13 protein-coding genes are annotated in these 20821 nt (G+C 28.7%); 6 read left to right on the top strand and 7 right to left on the bottom strand.

Annotated elements, in window-relative coordinates; all coding sequences use genetic code 11:
* Positions 1-365 precede the first annotated feature (365 nt).
* The 4 genes from KGF42_RS14795 to KGF42_RS14780 all read left to right on the top strand — a co-directional run bounded on the left by KGF42_RS14795 (position 366) and on the right by KGF42_RS14780 (position 5178).
* Entirely contained in the window at positions 366-599 is a 234-nt protein-coding gene (locus KGF42_RS14795; protein ID WP_227820819.1) for a hypothetical protein, read from the top strand.
* A 12-nt stretch (positions 600-611) separates the two neighbouring features.
* Positions 612-1922 (top strand): M20 family metallopeptidase, encoded by a 1311-nt coding sequence (locus KGF42_RS14790; RefSeq protein ID WP_227820818.1) that lies wholly within the window; start codon positions 612-614, stop codon positions 1920-1922.
* Between the two features lie 574 nt (positions 1923-2496).
* Positions 2497-4038, top strand: coding sequence for an AbgT family transporter (locus KGF42_RS14785; RefSeq protein ID WP_227820817.1), 1542 nt, complete (start codon positions 2497-2499; stop codon positions 4036-4038).
* Positions 4039-4071: 33 nt separating this feature from the next.
* Positions 4072-5178 carry a M20/M25/M40 family metallo-hydrolase gene (locus tag KGF42_RS14780; RefSeq protein ID WP_227820816.1) on the top strand — a complete coding sequence of 369 codons (1107 nt, stop codon included), beginning with the start codon at positions 4072-4074 and terminating at the stop codon, positions 5176-5178.
* Between the two features lie 232 nt (positions 5179-5410).
* Here KGF42_RS14780 and KGF42_RS14775 read toward each other — a convergent pair whose 3' ends face one another.
* The 7 genes from KGF42_RS14775 to KGF42_RS14745 form a co-directional block, all read right to left on the bottom strand.
* Complete coding sequence (locus KGF42_RS14775; RefSeq protein WP_107595916.1) at positions 5411-6697, bottom strand: transcriptional regulator; 1287 nt, start codon at positions 6695-6697, stop codon at positions 5411-5413.
* A 52-nt stretch (positions 6698-6749) separates the two neighbouring features.
* The gene (locus KGF42_RS14770; RefSeq protein ID WP_227820814.1) at positions 6750-9863 is read right to left on the bottom strand and encodes a bifunctional diguanylate cyclase/phosphodiesterase; all 3114 of its coding nucleotides are present in this window, start codon (positions 9861-9863) and stop codon (positions 6750-6752) included.
* A gap of 547 nt (positions 9864-10410) precedes the next feature.
* Positions 10411-11115, bottom strand: coding sequence for a response regulator transcription factor (locus tag KGF42_RS14765; protein ID WP_227820813.1), 705 nt, complete (start codon positions 11113-11115; stop codon positions 10411-10413).
* Positions 11106-12713 (bottom strand): ATP-binding protein, encoded by a 1608-nt coding sequence (locus tag KGF42_RS14760; RefSeq protein WP_054272465.1) that lies wholly within the window; start codon positions 12711-12713, stop codon positions 11106-11108. The genes KGF42_RS14765 and KGF42_RS14760 overlap by 10 nt, the downstream gene beginning before the upstream one ends.
* A gap of 263 nt (positions 12714-12976) precedes the next feature.
* Positions 12977-14155 carry a hypothetical protein gene (locus KGF42_RS14755; protein WP_227820812.1) on the bottom strand — a complete coding sequence of 393 codons (1179 nt, stop codon included), beginning with the start codon at positions 14153-14155 and terminating at the stop codon, positions 12977-12979.
* 224 nt (positions 14156-14379) lie between these two features.
* Positions 14380-14874 carry a threonine/serine exporter family protein gene (locus tag KGF42_RS14750; protein ID WP_227820811.1) on the bottom strand — a complete coding sequence of 165 codons (495 nt, stop codon included), beginning with the start codon at positions 14872-14874 and terminating at the stop codon, positions 14380-14382.
* A complete protein-coding gene (locus tag KGF42_RS14745; RefSeq protein ID WP_227826582.1) occupies positions 14875-15636 on the bottom strand; it encodes a threonine/serine exporter family protein in 762 nt (253 codons plus the stop codon).
* Positions 15637-16307: 671 nt separating this feature from the next.
* Here KGF42_RS14745 and KGF42_RS14740 point away from each other — a divergent pair.
* Both KGF42_RS14740 and KGF42_RS14735 read left to right on the top strand, forming a co-directional pair.
* Positions 16308-19142, top strand: coding sequence for a sigma-54-dependent transcriptional regulator (locus KGF42_RS14740; RefSeq protein WP_227826581.1), 2835 nt, complete (start codon positions 16308-16310; stop codon positions 19140-19142).
* 42 nt (positions 19143-19184) lie between these two features.
* Positions 19185-20429, top strand: a complete 1245-nt coding sequence (locus KGF42_RS14735; protein ID WP_227826580.1) for a D-alanyl-D-alanine carboxypeptidase family protein — start codon at positions 19185-19187, stop codon at positions 20427-20429.
* Positions 20430-20821: the final 392 nt, after the last annotated feature.

The following is a 20821-nucleotide window of genomic DNA, read 5'->3' as shown; positions in this document are numbered from 1 at the left end:
TAAAATTTTAATTTACTATTTTTTAATTTTATATTATTAATTTTAAAGCTTTTTACCTATTATTCCTACAATATTTAAACAATTTTTTGATAAATAAAGCCTTATTACAATATATTCAAAATATGTAATATTTTAGATATTTTTCGTTGACAATGTTAAATTTTTGTTTTATCCTTAGTTAAGGACATGTTAATGACACTTCTAAAACTTATCTGAAATAGTTTTTGTTATTTTATATAGGAAAACGTATTATGCTTAAGAAAACGTATTTTTTATTTTAGATAAGTACAATATTTAAAGATTTATTTCCTAAATCAATCTTTCCAGCCTTTGGATTTGCAACTATAATAGGACTTTTACTTAGTATGCCTTATAGCCCAACATCTGAAGTATTTTTAACTAACACTAATAATATTAACTTTATGGCTATAACTACTCCACTACTAGCTTTTGCAGGAATTTCTGTTGGAAATAAAATAGAAGCTTTAAAAGAAATGTCATGGAAAATAGTTATAATCTCAATTATTGTCTTTACAACTATATTCTTTGCATGTGCAAGTATAGCTCATATAGTTTTAAGTATTCAAGGTAAAATATAGGAGGAATTTATTATGAATAAAGAACAATTAAAATCTCTAGTAATAAAGACTATAGATGAAAATAGAGAAAAAATATTGAAAATAGGTCAAGGAATATACAAGAACCCAGAATATGGATATAAAGAATTTAAAACTACAGAAGCTGTTTCAAACTTCTTTGAACAAGAATTAAACTTATCTGTAGAAAAAAATATAGCTGTAACAGGATGTAAGGCAGATGCAAATTCTAGTAAAGAAGGTCCTCATATATCTATACTTGGAGAACTAGATGGTATATCATGTAAAGAACATAAAGATGCTAATGAAATAGGTGCATCTCATACTTGTGGTCACAATATTCAGATAGCTGGAATGTTAGGTGCTGCTGTTGGTTTAGTAAAAAGTGGCGTTTTAGAACATTTAGATGGTAAAGTATCTTTTATGGCTACTCCTGCAGAAGAATTCATTGAGTTGGAATACAGAGAACAACTAAAAAAAGAAGGAAGAATAACTTACTTTGGTGGAAAACAAGAGTTAATAAAAAGAGGTTATTTTGATGATATAGATATATCTATGATGTTTCACTCTTCTGATTTAGGAGAAGATAAGGCTCTAGTTGGTCCTGAGAGTAATGGATTCGTTGGCAAAAAAGTTAAGTTTATAGGTAAAGAATCTCATGCTGGTTCTGCTCCACATGATGGAATAAATGCTTTAAATGCAGCAATGCTTGCTATAAACAATGTAAATGCACTTAGAGAAACTTTTAAAGAATCTGAAAGAGTTAGATTCCACCCTATCATAACAAAAGGTGGAGATATAGTAAATGTGGTTCCTGCTGATGTTCATATGGAATCATATGTTAGAGCTAGAACTATAAACGGTATGATTGATGCTAATGAAAGAATAAATAAGGCTTTGATGGCTGGTGGAATGGCAGTCGGAGCTGATGTTGAAATAACTGAAATTCCTGGATATCTTCCAATATTAAGATATAAAAATCTTGATAATTTATTTAGAAACAATCTTGAAGATTTAGGTCTAAAAGGAAAAGTTATTGATGGTGGAGACTTTACAGGTTCTTTTGATTTTGGAGATGTATCTCATATAATGCCTACTCTTCACCCTATGATTGGTGGTGTAAAAGGTGCTCTTCATACAAGAGATTTTGAAATAGTTGATGAAGATTTAGCGTACATAATTCCTGCTAAAGCAATGGCACTTACAGTTGTAGACCTTCTTTTTGATAATGCTAAGGATGCTAAAGATATATTAGATGCCTTTACTCCAGTTATGACTAAGGAAGAATATCTAACATTCCTAGAAAAACACGATAAAACTTTATAAGTCTGTTAAAGATTATTTTCATAATACTAAGGGTGGTATATGCTGTAAAGGCTATACCATCCTTTGTTATCTTTCACTTTATTTTTGTAACAGGATACTTCTCTCCGTTTAGTTTTTAGATTAAACATAAACAATAAATAGTTACTAAAATATATTATCCTCTATAAAATCTCCTTGATATTTATTTATAAAAAATATGATAAAGATATTTACCCTCACGTATAGTGATAGTTTTAGCTATTCCAAAAACCCAACATTTTGTTACACTATTTGTTTTAATAACTTAATCTTCCACTAGCTTTTTATAAAATTTTATTTTAAAATTAACTTTAAAGTATATATATTGTCCAAATTTATCAGATATTTTTCGCCATTAATCTACTTGAAACATATTTAATTAACACTACTCAACCAGAAAATTCAGAAAATTGCATTGACACAGTAAAAAGTTTATTTTATACTTTCTTTAGGACATATTGTGGACACGTCTTAAATCGACAAGCAGAATTTACATTATAAATTGAACCACAATACTTATTTTTTAATTATATTTTTAAACATTAGGGAGGATATTATGAATGATAACGTAGTTAAGAAGAAAAACTTTTTTGACAGGACATTAAACAGAATAGAAACTGTTGGTAATAAATTACCAGACCCGGTTACAATATTTCTAGGGTTATGTGTACTTTTACTTATACTATCTAGTCTAGTTGGTTCTATGGGTATATCAGTAGTTCATCCTGGTACTGGCGAAACTATAACTGCTGTAAATTTATTGACTGTAGAACAGCTTCAAATTCTTTTAGGAAACATAGTTAGTAATTTCCAGGGATTCGCTCCTTTAGGTCTAGTTTTAGTAACTATGATAGGTGCTGGTGTATGTGATAAAACAGGACTTATGACAGCAACAATCAAAGCATCAGTAAGCAAGATTCCTGAAACAAAAGTAACTCTTGTTGTAATGACTATAGGTATGCTTGCCAATATAGCATCTGATGCAGGTACAATACTATTTCCACCATTAGCTGCACTTGTATATCTTGGTGTTGGTAGACATCCACTTATAGGTTTATTTTCTGGATATGCAGCAGTCTGTCTAGGATTTGCCGCAAACATTATGATAAGTGTCAATGATATACTTGCTGCAAGCTTTACAGTTCCAGCAGCTCAAATGATTGACTCTGGTTTTCAAGCTAATGCAACAATGAACTTATTTTTTATGATAGCATCAACTTTTGTTCTAATACTATTGGCAACATGGGTAACAGAAAAAATTGTAGCTCCTAGATTTGGTAAATATGAAGGAAATGCAGAATTAGATGTTGATGGGAGTCTTAATGATGTAGAAAAAAAAGGGCTTAAAAAAGCTGGTATAAGCATATTAATATATGTAGCTATTATAATAGTCCTTAGTGTAATCGGTAAAAAACCATTCTTAGCTGACCCAGAAACAGGAGATTTGCTATCAAACAATGCTCCTCTTATGAAAGGTATGGTACCTATAATAGCACTAGCATTTTTTATACCTGGTGTTGTATATGGAAAGACTATAGGTAAAATAAAGAAGGATAAGGATGTTGTCTCTATAATGGCTAGTGCAATGGGTGATATGGGTGGATATATAATACTAGCATTTGCTGCTTCACAATTTTTACAATTATTCACAAATAGTAATCTAGGTCTGATACTAGCTGTAAAAGGTGGAGAATTTTTAAAATCAGCAGGAATAAATGGACCTTTATTATTGATAGGATTTATTATATTATCATGCTTTATAAATTTATTTATAGGTAGTGCATCTGCAAAATGGGCTATTCTTGCACCTATATTTGTACCAATGTTTATGATGGTTGGATACAATCCAGCACTTACTCAGATGGCTTATCGTATAGGTGATTGTATCACAAATCCACTTAGCCCATTATTCCCGTACTTCCCTATTATACTAGCATTCACTAGAAAATACGATAAAGATGCTGGTATGGGTACTGTAATTGCTAATATGATACCATACTCTATATCATTCTTAATAGTATGGACTATATTACTTATATTATTTATGGTGTTTAATATTCCATTAGGACCTGGAATACTACCTTCATATAGTATGTAATTTTTTAAATCTTTCTAAAAGGAGAAGTAACTTATGTTAGATAAAAATAGACTTATAAATAATTTTATGGACATGGTTAGAATTGATAGCCCATCTAATCAAGAATTAGAAATGTCTAAGTGGTTGGTAAACTATTTAAAAGAAAGAAACATAGATGCCATTATAGATGATGCTGGTGAAAAATATGGTGGTAATACAGGTAATGTAATTGCGTATATAAAAGGTGAAGAAGGAAGTAGACCGCTTTGTTTATGTGCACATATGGACCAAGTTCAACCTTGCTTAGGTGTAAAACCAGTACTAGATGGTAATGTAGTTAGAAGTGATGGAACTACTACACTTGGTGCAGATGATAAGGCTGGAATAGCTGCCATACTTGAAGCTTTAGAACATGTCATTACAGAGAAAATACCACATAGAGATATTTATCTTTGTTTTACAATCTGTGAGGAAGCTGGTATGCATGGTGTCAAAAACTTTAATCCTGACAACTTACCTTGTAAAGATATGGTGATTTTAGATTCTGGTGGGGCTATTGGTTCGATAGCATACAAAGCTCCTGCTCAACAATCTATAAAAATATCTTTTCATGGGAAAAAAGCACATGCTGGTATAGAGCCTGAAAAAGGCTTAAATGCTATATTGGTAGCATCTCATGCAATAAGCAATATGCACATAGGCAGAATAGATTCATTAACTACTTCAAATATAGGTAAAATAGAAGGTGGCGGGGCTACAAATATAGTAACTGATAAGGTTACATTTACTGCTGAAATTAGGTCTCATATACCTGAAACTTTAGAATATGAGCTTAATCATATGGAGAAATGTTGTAAAGATGCTGCATCTAAATTTAATACTACCTATACTTTTGAACATAATATGTCTTATCCTAGTTTTGAACTTAGTAGAGATAGTCATGTTTTCAAGTTAAGTGAAGAAGCAATAAGACAAGTTGGTGTTGTCCCAAAACCAATGGTAATTGGTGGTGGAAGTGATGCAAATATATTAGCTAATCTTGGATATAATTGTGCTATATTAAGTCTAGGTATGTATGATGTGCACACAGTTAATGAATATGTAAATATAGATGAATTATATGATACTGCTAAAATAGTTTATCATATGATTAAATTATAAATATCATAATATAACTCTTTAAATTATAAAAATAAAAACCTATGTATCTTCAACTTTATAAGTTATATCTTAAAAGTTGTTTTACATAGGTTTTAGTATTTTGTATAATAAACTTTAGTAATTTTATATAATAACTTATTGTAGCATTCTGTATAATAAATTTTAGTATTTTATATAGTAAATTATTGCAGTAATTTATAGTATAGTAATTTATACATTTTCATGAAATCTCTTAAAACAGTATTTCAGTAATATTTTTTGGTCTTCCTCCACCAATACTAGTTTCTTTTGCACATATTCTGCCCAGACCTGCACTCACTATTTTATTTAATATACGTCTTGCACTTCTTTCACTTACGTTTAAATATTCTGCTAATTCTTTTGAATCATAAATTTTGCTTTTTCTATTTTCACTTATAGCAATAATTTTTGCAACTGATTCACAACTCATTCCAGTCTTTTTAGATATTTCTATTACCTTTTCATCAGATAACATTAAAGAATAATTTAATTCGTTTTCTGAAGCTAAAGGTCCTCTTATGTTTTCATCTTCATCTACTAAATATATACCAATTTCTTTTGAATCTATGGAGTGTCTTAATGCTTTATGTGCATTATTCTCAGCTTGATACGCAGTTACTCCTGTACCAATTCCTATACTAAGAGAAAAGCCCATATCTTTTATCTCTCTCTTTAAATTAAATAACTTATCATAATTATACTCATTGTCAGCTACCCCTTTATGAACAAATACAACATAATCATTTCTTCCAAGTAAAAATAAGGAACCTTGAATACTCCTCACATAGTTTACTACAAGCTTATCCATATCTGATTTTTTTATCATGTCAGAATAATAGTTATCTATCTTCTCTTTATAATCTATTAGACTCAATATTTCAACAGCAATTTGAGAAAATCTTGCCTTACTTAGAGCATATTCACTCTTTACTTTCTCATAACTTTCTTTGATTAATTGTATTGTAGCTTGTAAACGAAATACAGGATAACCTCTTTCTTTTAATTCATTATATACTGCACCAAAGCCAGTTAACATTATATCGGTCTTCTTTTCTTCAAATAATTTTATATGCCATTCTACAAGTTCAGACTCCCCTACTTCCAAAGAAAATGGATTACAAAATACACTTGTTGCCTTAATATCAAATTCTTTAAGTGCATCTTCCACAACATATCTATCAACTACATCTATACTAAATTTATCTATCTTTATATTTGCACTTTCTATTGCCCAAAATGCCTTCATTATGCTTGTCCCACTTCTTGGCACAAATGAATGTGGCTTACTTATCTCATATTTAGATTTTATAAACTCATAAACCGCACATCCTGTAAATATAATAGCATCACATTCATCTTCACATTTAGAAATAACTTCTATTGTATCTACAACTTTTTCTCTTACATATATTTTAGTTTTTAAATCACTGTCTATCTGTTTTAAATCATCCTTTATCTTCAACCCAGAGTCTGAAGGACCTATAATACCCACTATCATAAACTTCGCTCCTAATCCATAAATATTATACTTTCTAAAAATTATATCCTCATTATTTTCTACTTTTATTTAACTGATAAAGTAATTTCTCAAAATCATCACTTGGAATAGGCTTACAATAGTAATAACCTTGAATTACTACACAATCCAAACTAACTAAAAATTCAGCTTGCTCTTTTGTCTCTACACCTTCTGCAACTACATCCATATCTAAATCTTTTGCCATAGATATAGTATGCTTTAAAACTATTTTTTCTCTTTCTGTGATTCCTTCTTCATTAAAGAAACCACAATCTATCTTTAATGTATCAATATTAATATTTTTTAACATGTTCAATGAAGAATATGCCGAACCAAAGTCGTCCATATTTAAAATAATGCCATCCATTCTAAGGTCAGCTATTACTTTAGCAAATAGCTTTATATTTTTAATAAATAAACTCTCTGTAAGCTCTAATTCTAAAAATGATTTTGGTATACTATATTTATTTATTAAATTCAAAACAATATCTTTAAAGTGTGGATTATACAAATGTAATCTCGATACATTTACAGAAATAGGAACTGGCTCTTCACCTAAATGTATCCATTTTTTAATTAAAGAACACACTTGTTCCCATACATACATATCTAATTTAATAATAAACCCATTCTTTTCAAATAGTGAAATAAATTTAATAGGAGGTATTATACCTTTTTCTGGATGAATCCATCTAACTAGTGCCTCTGCCCCAACAATTTTATTTGTCTTAAGATTATACTTAGGTTGTAAATATACATGAAATTGCCCATCTTCAAGCGCAGATTCCATTTCTCTTTCCATCTGTTTTTCTTCAAGTGCATCATTTCTTATAGTTTCATCGTAAAACATATAATGATTCATACTCTGTTTCTTTACTTTTTTATGGGCATACCCGGCCATTTCACACGCATTTGTAATTGAGATATGATTATCTAAAATCTTATAAATCCCAAAACATGGTACTAACATATATTCAAATTGTTTCCTATTTAAGCTATTTGTAATCTTATAAATTACTCTATGAACATCTCTATCAGAGTAACTCTCATAGAAGATACAAAATACATCTGCATACATACGACAACATATACTATTAGCACCAGTGTTTTTTTGAATCAATTCTGCAATATATATTAAAGTTTTATTTCCTCCTCTAATGCCATAAATATCATTAATTACCTTGAACTTATCTATATCCATCATTATAATAACATAGCGTTTGTCAGGGTACTTTTTTAGTAACAGACTTGTTTGTTCGCAAAAACCTTCATAATTATATAACCCCGTCAATATATCCTTTTGATTTTTATGTATTTGCATAAGATGGTCTATATTTTTAATAGCAACTAAAATATGTGTCTGTTTTTCACCTAACTTATTCTTACTACTCATCTTCAGCATATAAATTAATGCCCAATAGTACCTTTTATCTGTTCCTAAACGCCTATACTCAAAATTTAGTTCTAAATCGTCTTGTTTACTATTATTAAAACTATCAATAGATTTTAGATGGGTGTTACTATCAAATAATATTCTATCATCAGGATGAATCAAATGTTTCTTGATGTATGAGAAAGTTTTCTCAGAATTCTCCTTTATAGGAAAATTAAAAATATTGTTCTCTGATTGATAAATTGGGGTAATTAAATTTTTATCTATACAAATAGACAAAATTATATCATATGTATTATAAGCTAGTTTTTCATAAGCCTTAGAATACCCCTCTATCATTAAAGATTCAAAATACACCTCGTTATTTAAATCTCTATGTTTAAATAAAACATTATTCGTTGAATCGGTTAAATCGCTAATTACCTCTATTTTACTATCTCTAAGTTTATTCTTATTATAATATCTTTTCTTATCTTGGTACATTCTTTCATCAGCAATTTTAATCAATTTATTTATGTCAATATTATCTTCACTCCAAATACCTCCTATTGACACACTGTACACCATATTTTCTTTAAATTCTTCACTTAACCAAATTACTAATTCTTCAAACAATTGTTTTGAGATATCTTCACATAATACAACAAATTCATCTCCTCCAATACGGTAAACATTGTGAGAATTAAAGTATTTTTTTATTATTACACAGACTGACATAATGGCAGAATCCCCATTAGCATGCCCAAAGTTATCATTAATGTCTTTTAATCCATTTATATCTATGAATACAACTCCCATAGATTTAACTTTATCTTTGTGAAAACTTTCTATATACTTAATATATTTATTTCTATTATATGCACCAGTTAAGAAGTCATAGTAGCTCATATAATTCAATTTATTTTCTACTTTTCTTTTTTTCATCTCAGTTAACAAAAAATAAGATAGTGATGTCAAAAGAGAAGTGTCTCCAATAGCCTTATGTGGATTGTCTACTCCAATAAATCCAATTATTTTATCATCTTGTTTTAATGAAGAAGCCATTAAACTTTTAATTTTTTGAGGCTTTAAAATTTCATATTCCATTGGCTGTGTTTCCTTTATATTTTCTATGTTGTCAAGTATTATAAAGCCCTTTTGCTGGAATAACAAAAACCAATTTTTCAACTCTTCAATATCAAGATTTCTTAGTGACTGTTTTTGTTCACCAACACCTTCATTACACCATTCATATGTATTAGTTACTTTTTTTCTATCTTCTGATACTTCAAAAACATATGCTCTATCAGCTTTGTGAAATTTACCAATATTGCTTAATACAAGATTTACAGCATCAGAAAAATTAGATTCTGTTATAAGATGTTTAATACATCCAACTAATAACTCTTTTATTTCTAATTTTTCTGCTATTGATTTACTTATATTTTCCTTTTCTGTAATATCAAGAGCTATTTCTAATCGTGCAGGTTTGCCTTCCCATTTAATTAGCTTGTCCTTTAATATAAAGTGTCTATTTGTTCGAGTATTTGTATTTTCCCATATGTAATATTCATCTTCTTTTAAAATAGAATTTGTACAAAATTCACAAGGAGAATCTTTCTCTTGTAATACTTCATAACATTTTCTATGTGAGATATCATTAATCCCCATTACCTTTTTCCCAATTTTATTAATATATAAAAGCTCATATGTATCCAAAGAAGAAACATATACAATTTCATCCAACTCATCTATTAAATTTATCACATCCATTTATGTATATCTCCTTTTATCCAGATTGAATTTTTAAAGCTTTTAAAATCTCTCCAGTCATAATAAATTATTCAGATTATTCTTTTGATATATTATATAATAGCATAAAGGTTAACATAAAAAGATAAAAAAGGGCAATTTTTTTATATCAAAAAAAAGATATTAAATTGAGATTATACACATAAATGATATATTTAACAATAATTATATAAGTTTAAACAAGAAAATTTACTGAAAATATATCATTGGTGATATAGAAATCATGGAGTCCCATAATTAAATGCTTAGCGTTCTTTTAGAAAAATAGCTATGTGAATTCAAGATGAGGGTGTCTCAAAATAAAGATAATCCTCTTTTTCATTGTTGAAATAATAAAAATATATTTTATTTCATACAAAAGAGAGTGCCTCATGAACTAAAAAGTTCACTTTGAGACACCCCCTTCATTATAAAATATACATAACTATTTCTATTTGATTTAAAGTACTTATATTTTCTCATACAATAAATAATTTCTATATGCTTACTATTCATCTTCATTTAGTAACTATTCATCTGCCATACGATAACCTACTCCAACCTCTGTTAAAATATATTCTGGTTGAGCAGGATTCTTTTCAATTTTTCTTCTTATGCTTGCCATAAAAACTCTAAATGACTGGTTTTCACTTTCATAGTAATTTCCCCAAACTTTATCTATTATGAATTTATGAGTTAAGACTCTTCCTGAATACTTAGACATCAATTCAATAATCTTATATTCAATTGGAGTTAAATGTATTTCTTCATTATTAATTGACACAATATGATTTTCATAATCTACCTTTAGATTTTTAACTTCAAAAGACTTTGGAACATCATTGTTCATATTGTCTTGTTGAACTTTATTTCTAAGGGCTACACGTACCCTAGCTAAAAGCTCTGTTACACTAAAAGGTTTAGTCAAATAATCATCTGCTCCTCCATCTAAAGCTTCAACTTTATCCCTCTCAAGTTCCCTTGCTGAAACAACAATTATTTTATTAGTTTTAGCACAAGCTCTAACTCGTCCTATTACCTCAATTCCATCAATATCTGGTAGTCCTAAATCCAAAATTATTAAATCTGGGTCAAGAGAATGTATAAGCGATATGGCTGTTCCTCCATTATCCGTCTCTACACACCTATAATTCTGAGTTTCAAGAGATACTTTTATAAATTTACAAATTGGTTTATCATCTTCTACAATTAGAACTAATGGCTTTATTTCCACTCGTCTTTCGCCTCCTCCTCATATATAGGTATACTAAATCTAAATGTAGCTCCTCCAGAAGGATTATTAAAGGCGACAATTTCTCCACCATGAGCTTCTACTATAGATTTACATATCTCTAATCCAAGACCAATACCTCTTCTTTCAAGATTTCTAGACTTATTCTTAGTATAAAATCTATTAAATATATTATTGATATCTTCATTTGGTATTCCTTTTCCATTATCTGAAACTTCAAATAGTACTTGCTTTGATTCTTTTCTTACAGTTAATTCTATATTAGAATTCTTAGGTGTATGCCTTATAGCATTATCAATTAAGTTTACTAAAACTTGCTCTATTAATAATACATCTACATGAACTATTATTATCTCATCTGGAATATTAGTTTGTATATCTCTGCTATTGGCAAATTTTTTGACTCTTAATATGGATTCAGCTATTATTTCATCAACAACCTCTGGTCGTTTTTCAATATCCAATTTTCCTTCATCTATTCTGGTCATACTAAGTATATTCTCAACAGAATGAGTTAACCAACTCGTATCTTCATATATATTTTTCAATAATTCTACTCTAGTTTCTTTATCTATTACATCATCATTTTCAAGCATAGTTGAAGATGACCCCAATATACTTGTAAGTGGAGTTCTTAAGTCATGAGAAATTGATCTAAGCAAGTTTCCTCTTAAACGTTCCCTCTCTGCCTCGAGATTTGCTTTTTTATTCTTTTCAAATAAATTTTCTCTGTCAATTGCCAACGCAACCTGTGTCGAAACTGCTTCTAATAGTATCTTTTCATTTTCTGTAATAATATCTATTTTAAAACATGCAATACCTATAACACCAAGAACATTTGATTCTTGCCCTTTTATAGGAAAGTAATATGCACTGCTATTTTTACAATATTTTGTCCCAATTCCAACTGGATTACCTGTCCTAAAAGCTTCTTTTATAGCTTCCTTTTCTAATACTGAATGGAATATATTCTCACTTCCATCATTATTACAAATATAAATACTTGGCTTACCTAGATTATTATTACCATCTGCAATGGTAACTATAACAGTTCTATTTAATATATTCACTAAATTAGACCCACAAAATTCAATAATTTGATTTTTATTTTTTGCTTTAAGTAATGTTTTGTTATTCTCATAAAGTAGTCTTATCATCTTTTCTCTTTTATGAGAAAGTCTTACTTCTCTTTTTATCCTAGAAGTTAGGGTACTTGTTATAATCGCTGCCATAAGCATAATACAAAAAGTCATAGGATAATCTTTTCTATAAGCTAAAAAAGTATATAATGGGTGTGTAAAGAAAAAGTTAAATGATAGCACTCCTATTACTGAAGAAAGTATTCCAAAAAAATACCCATATGTTATGCTTGTAGCAAATAGTACACCTAATATGTATACTAGTATAATATTAGATTCATTAAAACCTACTTTTTCAAAAACTACTGATATTCCAGTAGCAACCATCATAACCAATATAGTTTTTATGAAGTCCTTAATAATTACTCTTCTACTGAGATAGTCATCTTCGTCATAATCGTACTCTTTTAAGTCTTCATGTTGTAGTCGTTCCTTTTTCATTTACTACAATTCCTCCTTATTGTTACTGTTTAAATTGGCTCTATTGTATATAATACAATTTTATCATAATAAATTCAATCAATACATTTAATTAATGTACTTAAATTACTAAAAGGTGCTGTCTTAAAATGAAAATAAATCTCTATTTCAAAACAGCACCTCTATATATTTAAATTACTAATTTAATTTTTACATACTTAAATCATTAGTTTTATTCAATTTTATAAATTATAATATCTTAATATTTGATTTATAGAATATTTCTATCCAACAAGCATAAATATAAAGTGGGAACATATACCTGCACATAAACCACCTATTGTATGTGAAAGTATAGCTTTACCAGCTAATGGTCTTGCCTCTAAAGCATCCATCATCCCTATGTGTGTACTTAGGTATCCACTCCAACACATACCCATTGCTGTAAATACTGCTATATCATTAGGAGTTATAGCACCTGATTTTATAAATTCTGGTACTAAAGATATTGCTGCTCCAACAGCACCTAATGCAGTTACAGGGAATGCTATTGCTTCTGGTGATGTAAATCCAAATAATGGCTCTATTATAAAGCTAATTTTATCACCAATAGCAGGTAATAATTTTATACCTTCATATGCAGCTCCTGTGTAAACAGCTTGACCTGTAGCAGGGTCTGTAGATGGCCCAAAAGTTAATAACATAACTAATGTACAAACTACTAAAACTCCTGGTATTATAGCCATACCCATTTCAACACCTAACTTGCCACCTTCAAGTATAGCATCCAATGCTCTTTGGAATACATTACCATCTCTTATTTCTCTAAACTCTTCAATCTTTGCACCTTTATCATTTACTTGCTTTTCAGTATCATTTTTAGGGTCATAATTATAATACTTTTTAGTAAAAGTCAACATAATTCTAACACTAATAATACTACCTATTATTGCCCCAACATTACCTATTATAGCTGGTAGTACATATTCTTTACCTTGAGCTATCATAAAAGTTGTTACAATAAGTCCCATACCAAAGGCTGTTCCTAAATTACATAGAGCAGGTACTTGATACTTCTTAAAATATTGTGTAAATGTTTTGTCTTTAGCAAATGGTATAATAGCTGGATTATCAGATAAATATGTTGCAACTACTCCTGCTATACTAGCACCAGGTAAGCCCCATATAGGTCTCATAAGACCCTTAAATATCTTATTAACTAAAGATATTACTCCAAATTCTGAAAGCAATGCACTAAGTGCACCTGCAAGAACTGCCATCGCCATTATTAAAAATACTGTGTCTAATAAAAGCGCATGCGCTGTACTCATTATTACTTTAAACATCATTCCTGCACCCATGATGCTTCCTACATATCCAAATCCTACTGCCAATAGTACAATAAATACGAAGGTTTCCATACTTACTGCCTTGACTCTTCTCTTATCCGACAGCTTTTCCATTTTGAAATCTTCCCCCTTTTAATTTTAAATTAAGGTTCCTAACATTGGTACAAATTTTTTGGTGCAAACTGAACACTAAAACTTACACTCGTAATGCAAGTTGTCAGTTTTTTGAAATAAAAAAAATTACGTTTATAGAATAAGAATATCTTTTTTAATTTGGATACTCTTATTCTATTTTATGTTATTATATTATCATCCTTTTATCTAAAAGTCAATTTTTTCTATTTTTGCGATTTAATTTTATTTATATTCTTTTTATATTTTTCATTTTCTTTTATTTTTGTAATCACTCCATATAAGTTGACTTTTCTAAATACAGTAGTTATAAATACCAATCCTAATGCGATTGAACTTGCACATGATAATGTACTCACACCATACTCTACTGCTTTGATATAATTATTAGTTAATACAGAGTACATAGTATTATATATTCCATAACCAGGTACTAATATTATCAAACAACAAACACTTAATGTAGTCGCTGGAGTCATATAAATTCTGGCACATAACTCACAATATATTGCAAAACAAACTGTAGCTATAAAAAAACATAGATTTTCTGTTACTCCTATATTTAAGCAAAATTTATATGAAAACCAAGCTATACTACCACCTATACCTGACAGTATCAAATTCTTTCCTTTCATATTAAATAGCACTCCAAAGCTTAAGGCTGTAAAAAAAGCTGCTATTACTTCTATAAACAAATGCATTTATATCCCCCCTAATTTGAAGTACAATCCAAGTACCAAGAACATTCCTACTGCTATAGACACACCTATAAAAAATACTTCTGCTAATTTTGCAAGACCAGAAATTAATTGTCCATCTAATAAATCTCTTAGTGCATTAGTCAAAGCGAGCCCAGGAACTAAGAGCATTATTGCTCCTGCTATTAGATGGTCTAGTGTCTTTATAAATCCGAGCTTCAAAATTACAATTGAACAAAAAGCTATAATAACTGCTCCTATTGCATTTACAAAGAAATCATTGAGGGAGGATTTACTTAAGTACATAGTAACAAACTTAGTCAGAATTCCCACAGTAAATGTAGCTATAAACTCTTCTATATTTCCTCCAAATAATATCGAAAAAGTCGCTGCTGCAATACCTGCAAAAAATATTGTTATTAAATCTGAGTAATAGTTATCTTCACTTATCTCATCTAAAATTTTCTCACATAATTCAATATCTAGATTGTTTATACTTATTGCTCTTGATAATGAGTTAACCTCATGAACCAAGTTTAGGTCTACTCTCCTTGAGCTTATTCTTTTAATTGCTGAATGTAATTTCCCATCTACAAACACAGATGCCATTACAGCTGTCGGAGTCGCAAATACGTCTACATGGTCTATTCCAAAAGATTGACATATTCTAGTTATCGTTTCTTCAACTCTATAAGTTTCTCCTCCACTTTGCAACATGGCTTTACCTGCGTTTGAGGAAAAGTTTAAAATTCTATCTATATCCACAAAACATATCTCCCATTCTTTTATAGTGTTATTCATATTTTATTACAAGATATTGTTTATTTAAACTATTTTAAATAAACAATATCCAATATTTACATTTTATGAAAAAACTTGTTTTTTATGCTTGTCAAAACCAAACTTTAAAGTTATTTACACCATAAAATGGCTGAATTAATACTTTACAAACACTTTCAACCATTTATATAACCTTTTAAATTGTACAGCATTTTATTCTAATAAAATTATCTATATTTCTCGTTTTTTGATTTCTAATCTTTACAGCAACTTAATACCTAAATCTTTACAACACAAAATATTATTTTACAATATAGAAGATAATTATAAATGTGTGTAAAAGTATATATTTAAGCTGTACACAACTTTATTATTCACTTTTATTTCTCTTAATATATATCAATTATACATTAATAAATGATACTACATATATTGAAACATATTAAAAAACTTATATTTCTTTGTATAACAACATAATACCTTACTTAAATTCATAAAAATCTATGTCTAATATAATGTAACTCTTATTTTAACACCATACATTACACAAAACAACATATTAAAAAGTAAAATATCCACTATAAACCTTATTTTAATACTGAAGATATATTATAATATATTTAATATAACTTAAATATAAAGAAAGGAGACAGCATATGTTAAGAAAAGATAAAGTTCTATTATCACTACATAAATTATGTGAAAATATAACTTTAAAAGACCTTCAATCAGAGAAAGCAGGATTCACTACTATAGAAATTGCTAACCATTCATCTCTTGATAGAAGTAATACCAGTAAAGAATTAAATAACCTATACAATGAGAAAAAAGTTATAAAAATACCTGGCAAACCCATTTTATTTTTACATGCTGGTGTTATTGAAAATTTAATTGGTCGTACTTTAAACAGCTCTGAATTTTCTATAAGCAATTGTAATGAACTATTTAAATCAAGAAAAAATGCCTCAGAAGATATTTTTTCGACATTACTTGGACATGATTCTAGTCTTAAGCTAGCTATAGAAAAAGCTAAATCTGCTATACTCTACCCTCCAAAAGGTCTTAATACATTACTCATAGGACCTACTGGTGTTGGAAAAAGTACATTTGCCGAAACAATGTATAAATATGCTGTAGAAAGTGGAGTCTTTTCCTCTAAAAGTAAATTCGTAGTATTTAACTGTGCTGAATATGCAGAAAATGCTAGTCTACTATTAAGTAATTTATTTGGTTATGTTAAAGGTTCTTTTACTGGTGCTAATAAAGATAAATTCGGGATAGTTACACAGGCTGATGGAGGTATATTATTCTTAGATGAAATACACAGATTACCACCAGAAGGTCAAGAGATGCTTTTTCTTTTGATGGACAAAGGCATATACAGACGATTAGGAGAATCCGATATTGTACACAAAGCTACTGTTTTTATTGTGTGTGCCACAACAGAAGATATACATTCTTCCCTACTTGGGACTTTTTTAAGAAGAATACCTGTTACAATTAACCTACCTGCTTTACAGGATAGGTCCTTAAAAGAAAGATTATCTCTTATTAAATACTTCTTTATTATAGAGTCAAAATACACCAATGCAACGATAAGAGTTCACAAAGATGTAATTAAATCATTACTCCTTTATGATTGTTTTGGTAACATAGGTCAACTTAAATCTGACATACAACTTATGAGTGCAAGAGCCTTTTTAAATTACAAGACTGAGCTCAAAGATAATATAGAAATAGATTTGTCTCTTGTTCCTGATTACATCTATACTGGTCTTTTAAAATTGAATGAAAATCGTGGTAATCTAAATAAATTATCAGAACTTGATTATATGCTTTTTTATGAATTTAATGGTAACAACTTAGAGGTTGAATATACAAAGGAACTATCTAAATACAATATAGATGTACAAAACAATGGGTTTAAATATTCTACAGAGATTCCTTATCTGGAAAATGATATAAGGAGTATGTTTATAAATTACATGGAAAAGTACTCTACAAAATTACTTTCAATATCTTCAGTAACTAATTCTGATTATACAAGTAATGAAATTTTTAAGGTAATCAATCCAAAGATTTACTATGCTGTTGAACATTCTTTAAAAGAGGCTGAAAAAATATCGAGAAACAAATATACAAAACAGACTTATATTGCTCTTTCAATGCATATAAGTGCACTTATAGAAAATATAAATCAAGACACATATAATCCTAAGTACAATTTATATAATGACAAAATTTTCTTAGAGAAAGATTTAAATATAGCTAAAATAGTTTTAAGTATAATTGAAAATGACTTACAAACATCTTTACCTAAAGATGAGGTAAAATTTATATCTATGTTCTTAAATAGCACATATCTTGAACAAAATAATCAATCTGAAAGTATAGGGGTCATAATACTTGCTCATGGAAATTCAACAGCAAGCAGTATGTGTGATGTAGCAAATTCATTGCTTGGTACAAACCACTGTAATGCAATTGACATGCCTCTTGATGTAAAGGTAAGTACTATACTTGATAAAGCTATAGAATTGGTAAAAGAATGTGACGAAGGTAAGGGTGTACTTCTTTTAACAGATATGGGCTCTCTTATAGCTTTTGGAGAACTTATTTCGGAGAAAACAAAAATTAAAACTCGTTCAATTGAAATGGTGTCTACTCCAATAGTTTTAGAAGCAGTAAGAAAAAGTACACTACCAGAAATGACTTTGGATGAATTAGCTAATTCTTTAAGTTCTTTAAATCCATATATTGGACGTGCAGCAATTGATTCAACAGAAATAAATTATCCTGAAAAGTCAAGAGAGTATGCTATAATAACGACTTGTATAACAGGTTATGGTTCAGCTATGAAGATAGCAGATTTTATAAATTCTTCACTTAAAAGTATCAATAAATATAGTATTAATTTAGTTCCTCATAATATAGAGAGTTTTAAAATGTATAGAAATAAATTTAGTAATACTAAAATTTTGGCAGTTGTTGGCAGTGTAGATTTTAATGTAGCTAATACCCCATTTATACACATAGAAGAACTACTAAATGGATATGGTTTAGATATGTTAAACAAAATAATAGAAGGTACATTTAATGCCAATAGTATTACCAATATAAAAGAAACAAATCTATCATATAATAGCTTAATAATAAACTTTATGTCTCAAAACTTAGAACTTTTGGACTCTGTTAAATTATTCAACTATGTCAATTCATCCTTATTTTCAATAATAGAATTAATAGATGAAGACTTAAAAAGCAAATTTAAACTAGGTTATATACTACATTGCTCTTTTATGATAGAAAGATGTTTTAAAAATACAACTTTTCCATATAATAATATTACTGCGTTAATTAGTAAAAATTATGAACTTTATAATTTAATACGTGAGGCCTTCAAGTCAACAGAGGCTTATTTTAATATTTCGATACCAGATGAAGAAATTGCCTATATAATAGATATGATTAATGAATATCTAAATAAATAAAACTTACAGCACCTATTTTGTGCCTGTTAATTAATATATGAAATGGAGGATGAGATTTTGAAAGGAAAAATAAAACAGTTAACAATACTTGCATTAATTTTTCTATTTATAACTCCTGGATTTGCATTTGCAGATACTCCACCAGTACCAAACTCTTCAAGAGCAGCACTGCTTATAGACCAGGAAACTAAAAGAATATTATTTGAAAAAAACAGCGATGAAAAAATGCCTCTAGCAAGTTTAAGTAAAATGATGACCTTTTTATTGGCAATAGAAGCAGTTGATAAAAATAAAGTAAAAGAGACTGATATCGTAAAAATAGACAAGTCTACAGCTTCAGTAGGAGGTTCTACTTGTAAACTTAAAGATGGTGATGAAATATCTCTAGGAGAACTTATGCAAGGTCTTATGTTAGTATCTGGAAATGATGCTGCTATTGCTATAGCTAAACATATTGGTAAAACTGAAAAGAGTTTTGTAAAGATGATGAATAAAAAAGCTGAAGAAATAGGAATGCTTGATACGTATTATTTTAACCCAAATGGTCTTCCTATATATACTGACCCAGAACATAAAGAACCTCCTATTGAGAATATATCAACAGCTCATGATATAGTTACACTTGGAAAGTATATGTATGACCATTATGAAAATCAAGTTACTAGAATAACTACTATGCAAGTATATAATGATACTAAGAAAGATTTTACACATTATAACACAAACCCTCTACTTGTTTCAGTACCTGGCGTTGATGGAATAAAGACAGGTTATACAGATAATGCTGGATATTGTCTTGCATTTTCTATGATGGTACCTAAAGATGCTAAAAATGAAAGAAAACATAGATTGATAGGTGTTGTACTTGGTGATGGTAATAATAAGAATAGAATTTCTTCTTCTGCTAGTTTATTGAAGTATGGTAAAGATAATTTTCATTCTAAAAAGATAGCTAATAAGGGTGATATTATAGAGACTCCTTGTGTTGATGGTATTGATGATTTTAAAATAACGGTTAAGGTTGATAAAGATTTGTATGGCATTGTTTCAGATAACGAGAATATCAATCCTAAGATAGTGTTTAAAAATATGAATTATCCTATTCACAAGGGAGATATTGTTGGTGTTGCAAAGTATTATAATGATTCTGGTAAGTTTGTTGGAAGTGTTAATGTGAAAAGTGAAAGTAATATAGGATGTATTCCTTTGAAGGATAAGATTAAGATTAAGGTTGCTAAGATAAATAGAAAGCTTGCGGTTAAAAATTCTATTTGTTTTAAAGCTTAGTGTTTAAAGGTTAGATGAGATTTATAGAAGACTCCACTTTATGGTGGAGTTTTTTGTTTTATACAAAAAATTAAAATAGTGGCAACAATTGAGTATGTGAGGGAGAGTTGCCACTATTTTGTATAGGGTATTATATTATGTTTTTAAGCTAGTTTTACTATCTTCTATGTTTATATGATAACTCTTGTGTGTGAATTTAATTGATAATTAATATGAAAATTATGTGAGGTTTTTGATTTATTTGTAATATATTCTACAAATATTAGGGTCTTTAAAATAAAGTGTGTATTCTTCTAAAAAGTGGTGATAATTAAAATATTAAATATCACTATATAAAGGAAGGTGCACACTTTTTATGTTTAACAAAAACGAAATATTAAAAAAACTTATTG

Source organism: Clostridioides sp. ZZV15-6383 (assembly GCF_020657735.1).
Classification (GTDB): Bacteria; Bacillota; Clostridia; order Peptostreptococcales; family Peptostreptococcaceae; genus Clostridioides; species Clostridioides difficile_D.
Note: the sequence above shows the minus strand (reverse complement) of the source record. Positions and strands in the feature narration are given on the sequence as shown.

Excerpts from the sequence above, each read along its gene's own strand:
- KGF42_RS14795 (WP_227820819.1), top strand. The coding sequence starts at position 366 with ATGCCTTATAGCCCAACATCTGAAGTATTTTTAACTAACACTAATAAT.
- KGF42_RS14790 (WP_227820818.1), top strand. The coding sequence starts at position 612 with ATGAATAAAGAACAATTAAAATCTCTAGTAATAAAGACTATAGATGAA.
- KGF42_RS14785 (WP_227820817.1), top strand. The coding sequence starts at position 2,497 with ATGAATGATAACGTAGTTAAGAAGAAAAACTTTTTTGACAGGACATTA.
- KGF42_RS14780 (WP_227820816.1), top strand. The coding sequence starts at position 4,072 with ATGTTAGATAAAAATAGACTTATAAATAATTTTATGGACATGGTTAGA.
- KGF42_RS14775 (WP_107595916.1), bottom strand. The coding sequence starts at position 6,697 with ATGATAGTGGGTATTATAGGTCCTTCAGACTCTGGGTTGAAGATAAAG.
- KGF42_RS14770 (WP_227820814.1), bottom strand. The coding sequence starts at position 9,863 with ATGGATGTGATAAATTTAATAGATGAGTTGGATGAAATTGTATATGTT.
- KGF42_RS14760 (WP_054272465.1), bottom strand. The coding sequence starts at position 12,713 with ATGAAAAAGGAACGACTACAACATGAAGACTTAAAAGAGTACGATTAT.
- KGF42_RS14755 (WP_227820812.1), bottom strand. The coding sequence starts at position 14,155 with ATGGAAAAGCTGTCGGATAAGAGAAGAGTCAAGGCAGTAAGTATGGAA.
- KGF42_RS14750 (WP_227820811.1), bottom strand. The coding sequence starts at position 14,874 with ATGCATTTGTTTATAGAAGTAATAGCAGCTTTTTTTACAGCCTTAAGC.
- KGF42_RS14740 (WP_227826581.1), top strand. The coding sequence starts at position 16,308 with ATGTTAAGAAAAGATAAAGTTCTATTATCACTACATAAATTATGTGAA.
- KGF42_RS14735 (WP_227826580.1), top strand. The coding sequence starts at position 19,185 with ATGGAGGATGAGATTTTGAAAGGAAAAATAAAACAGTTAACAATACTT.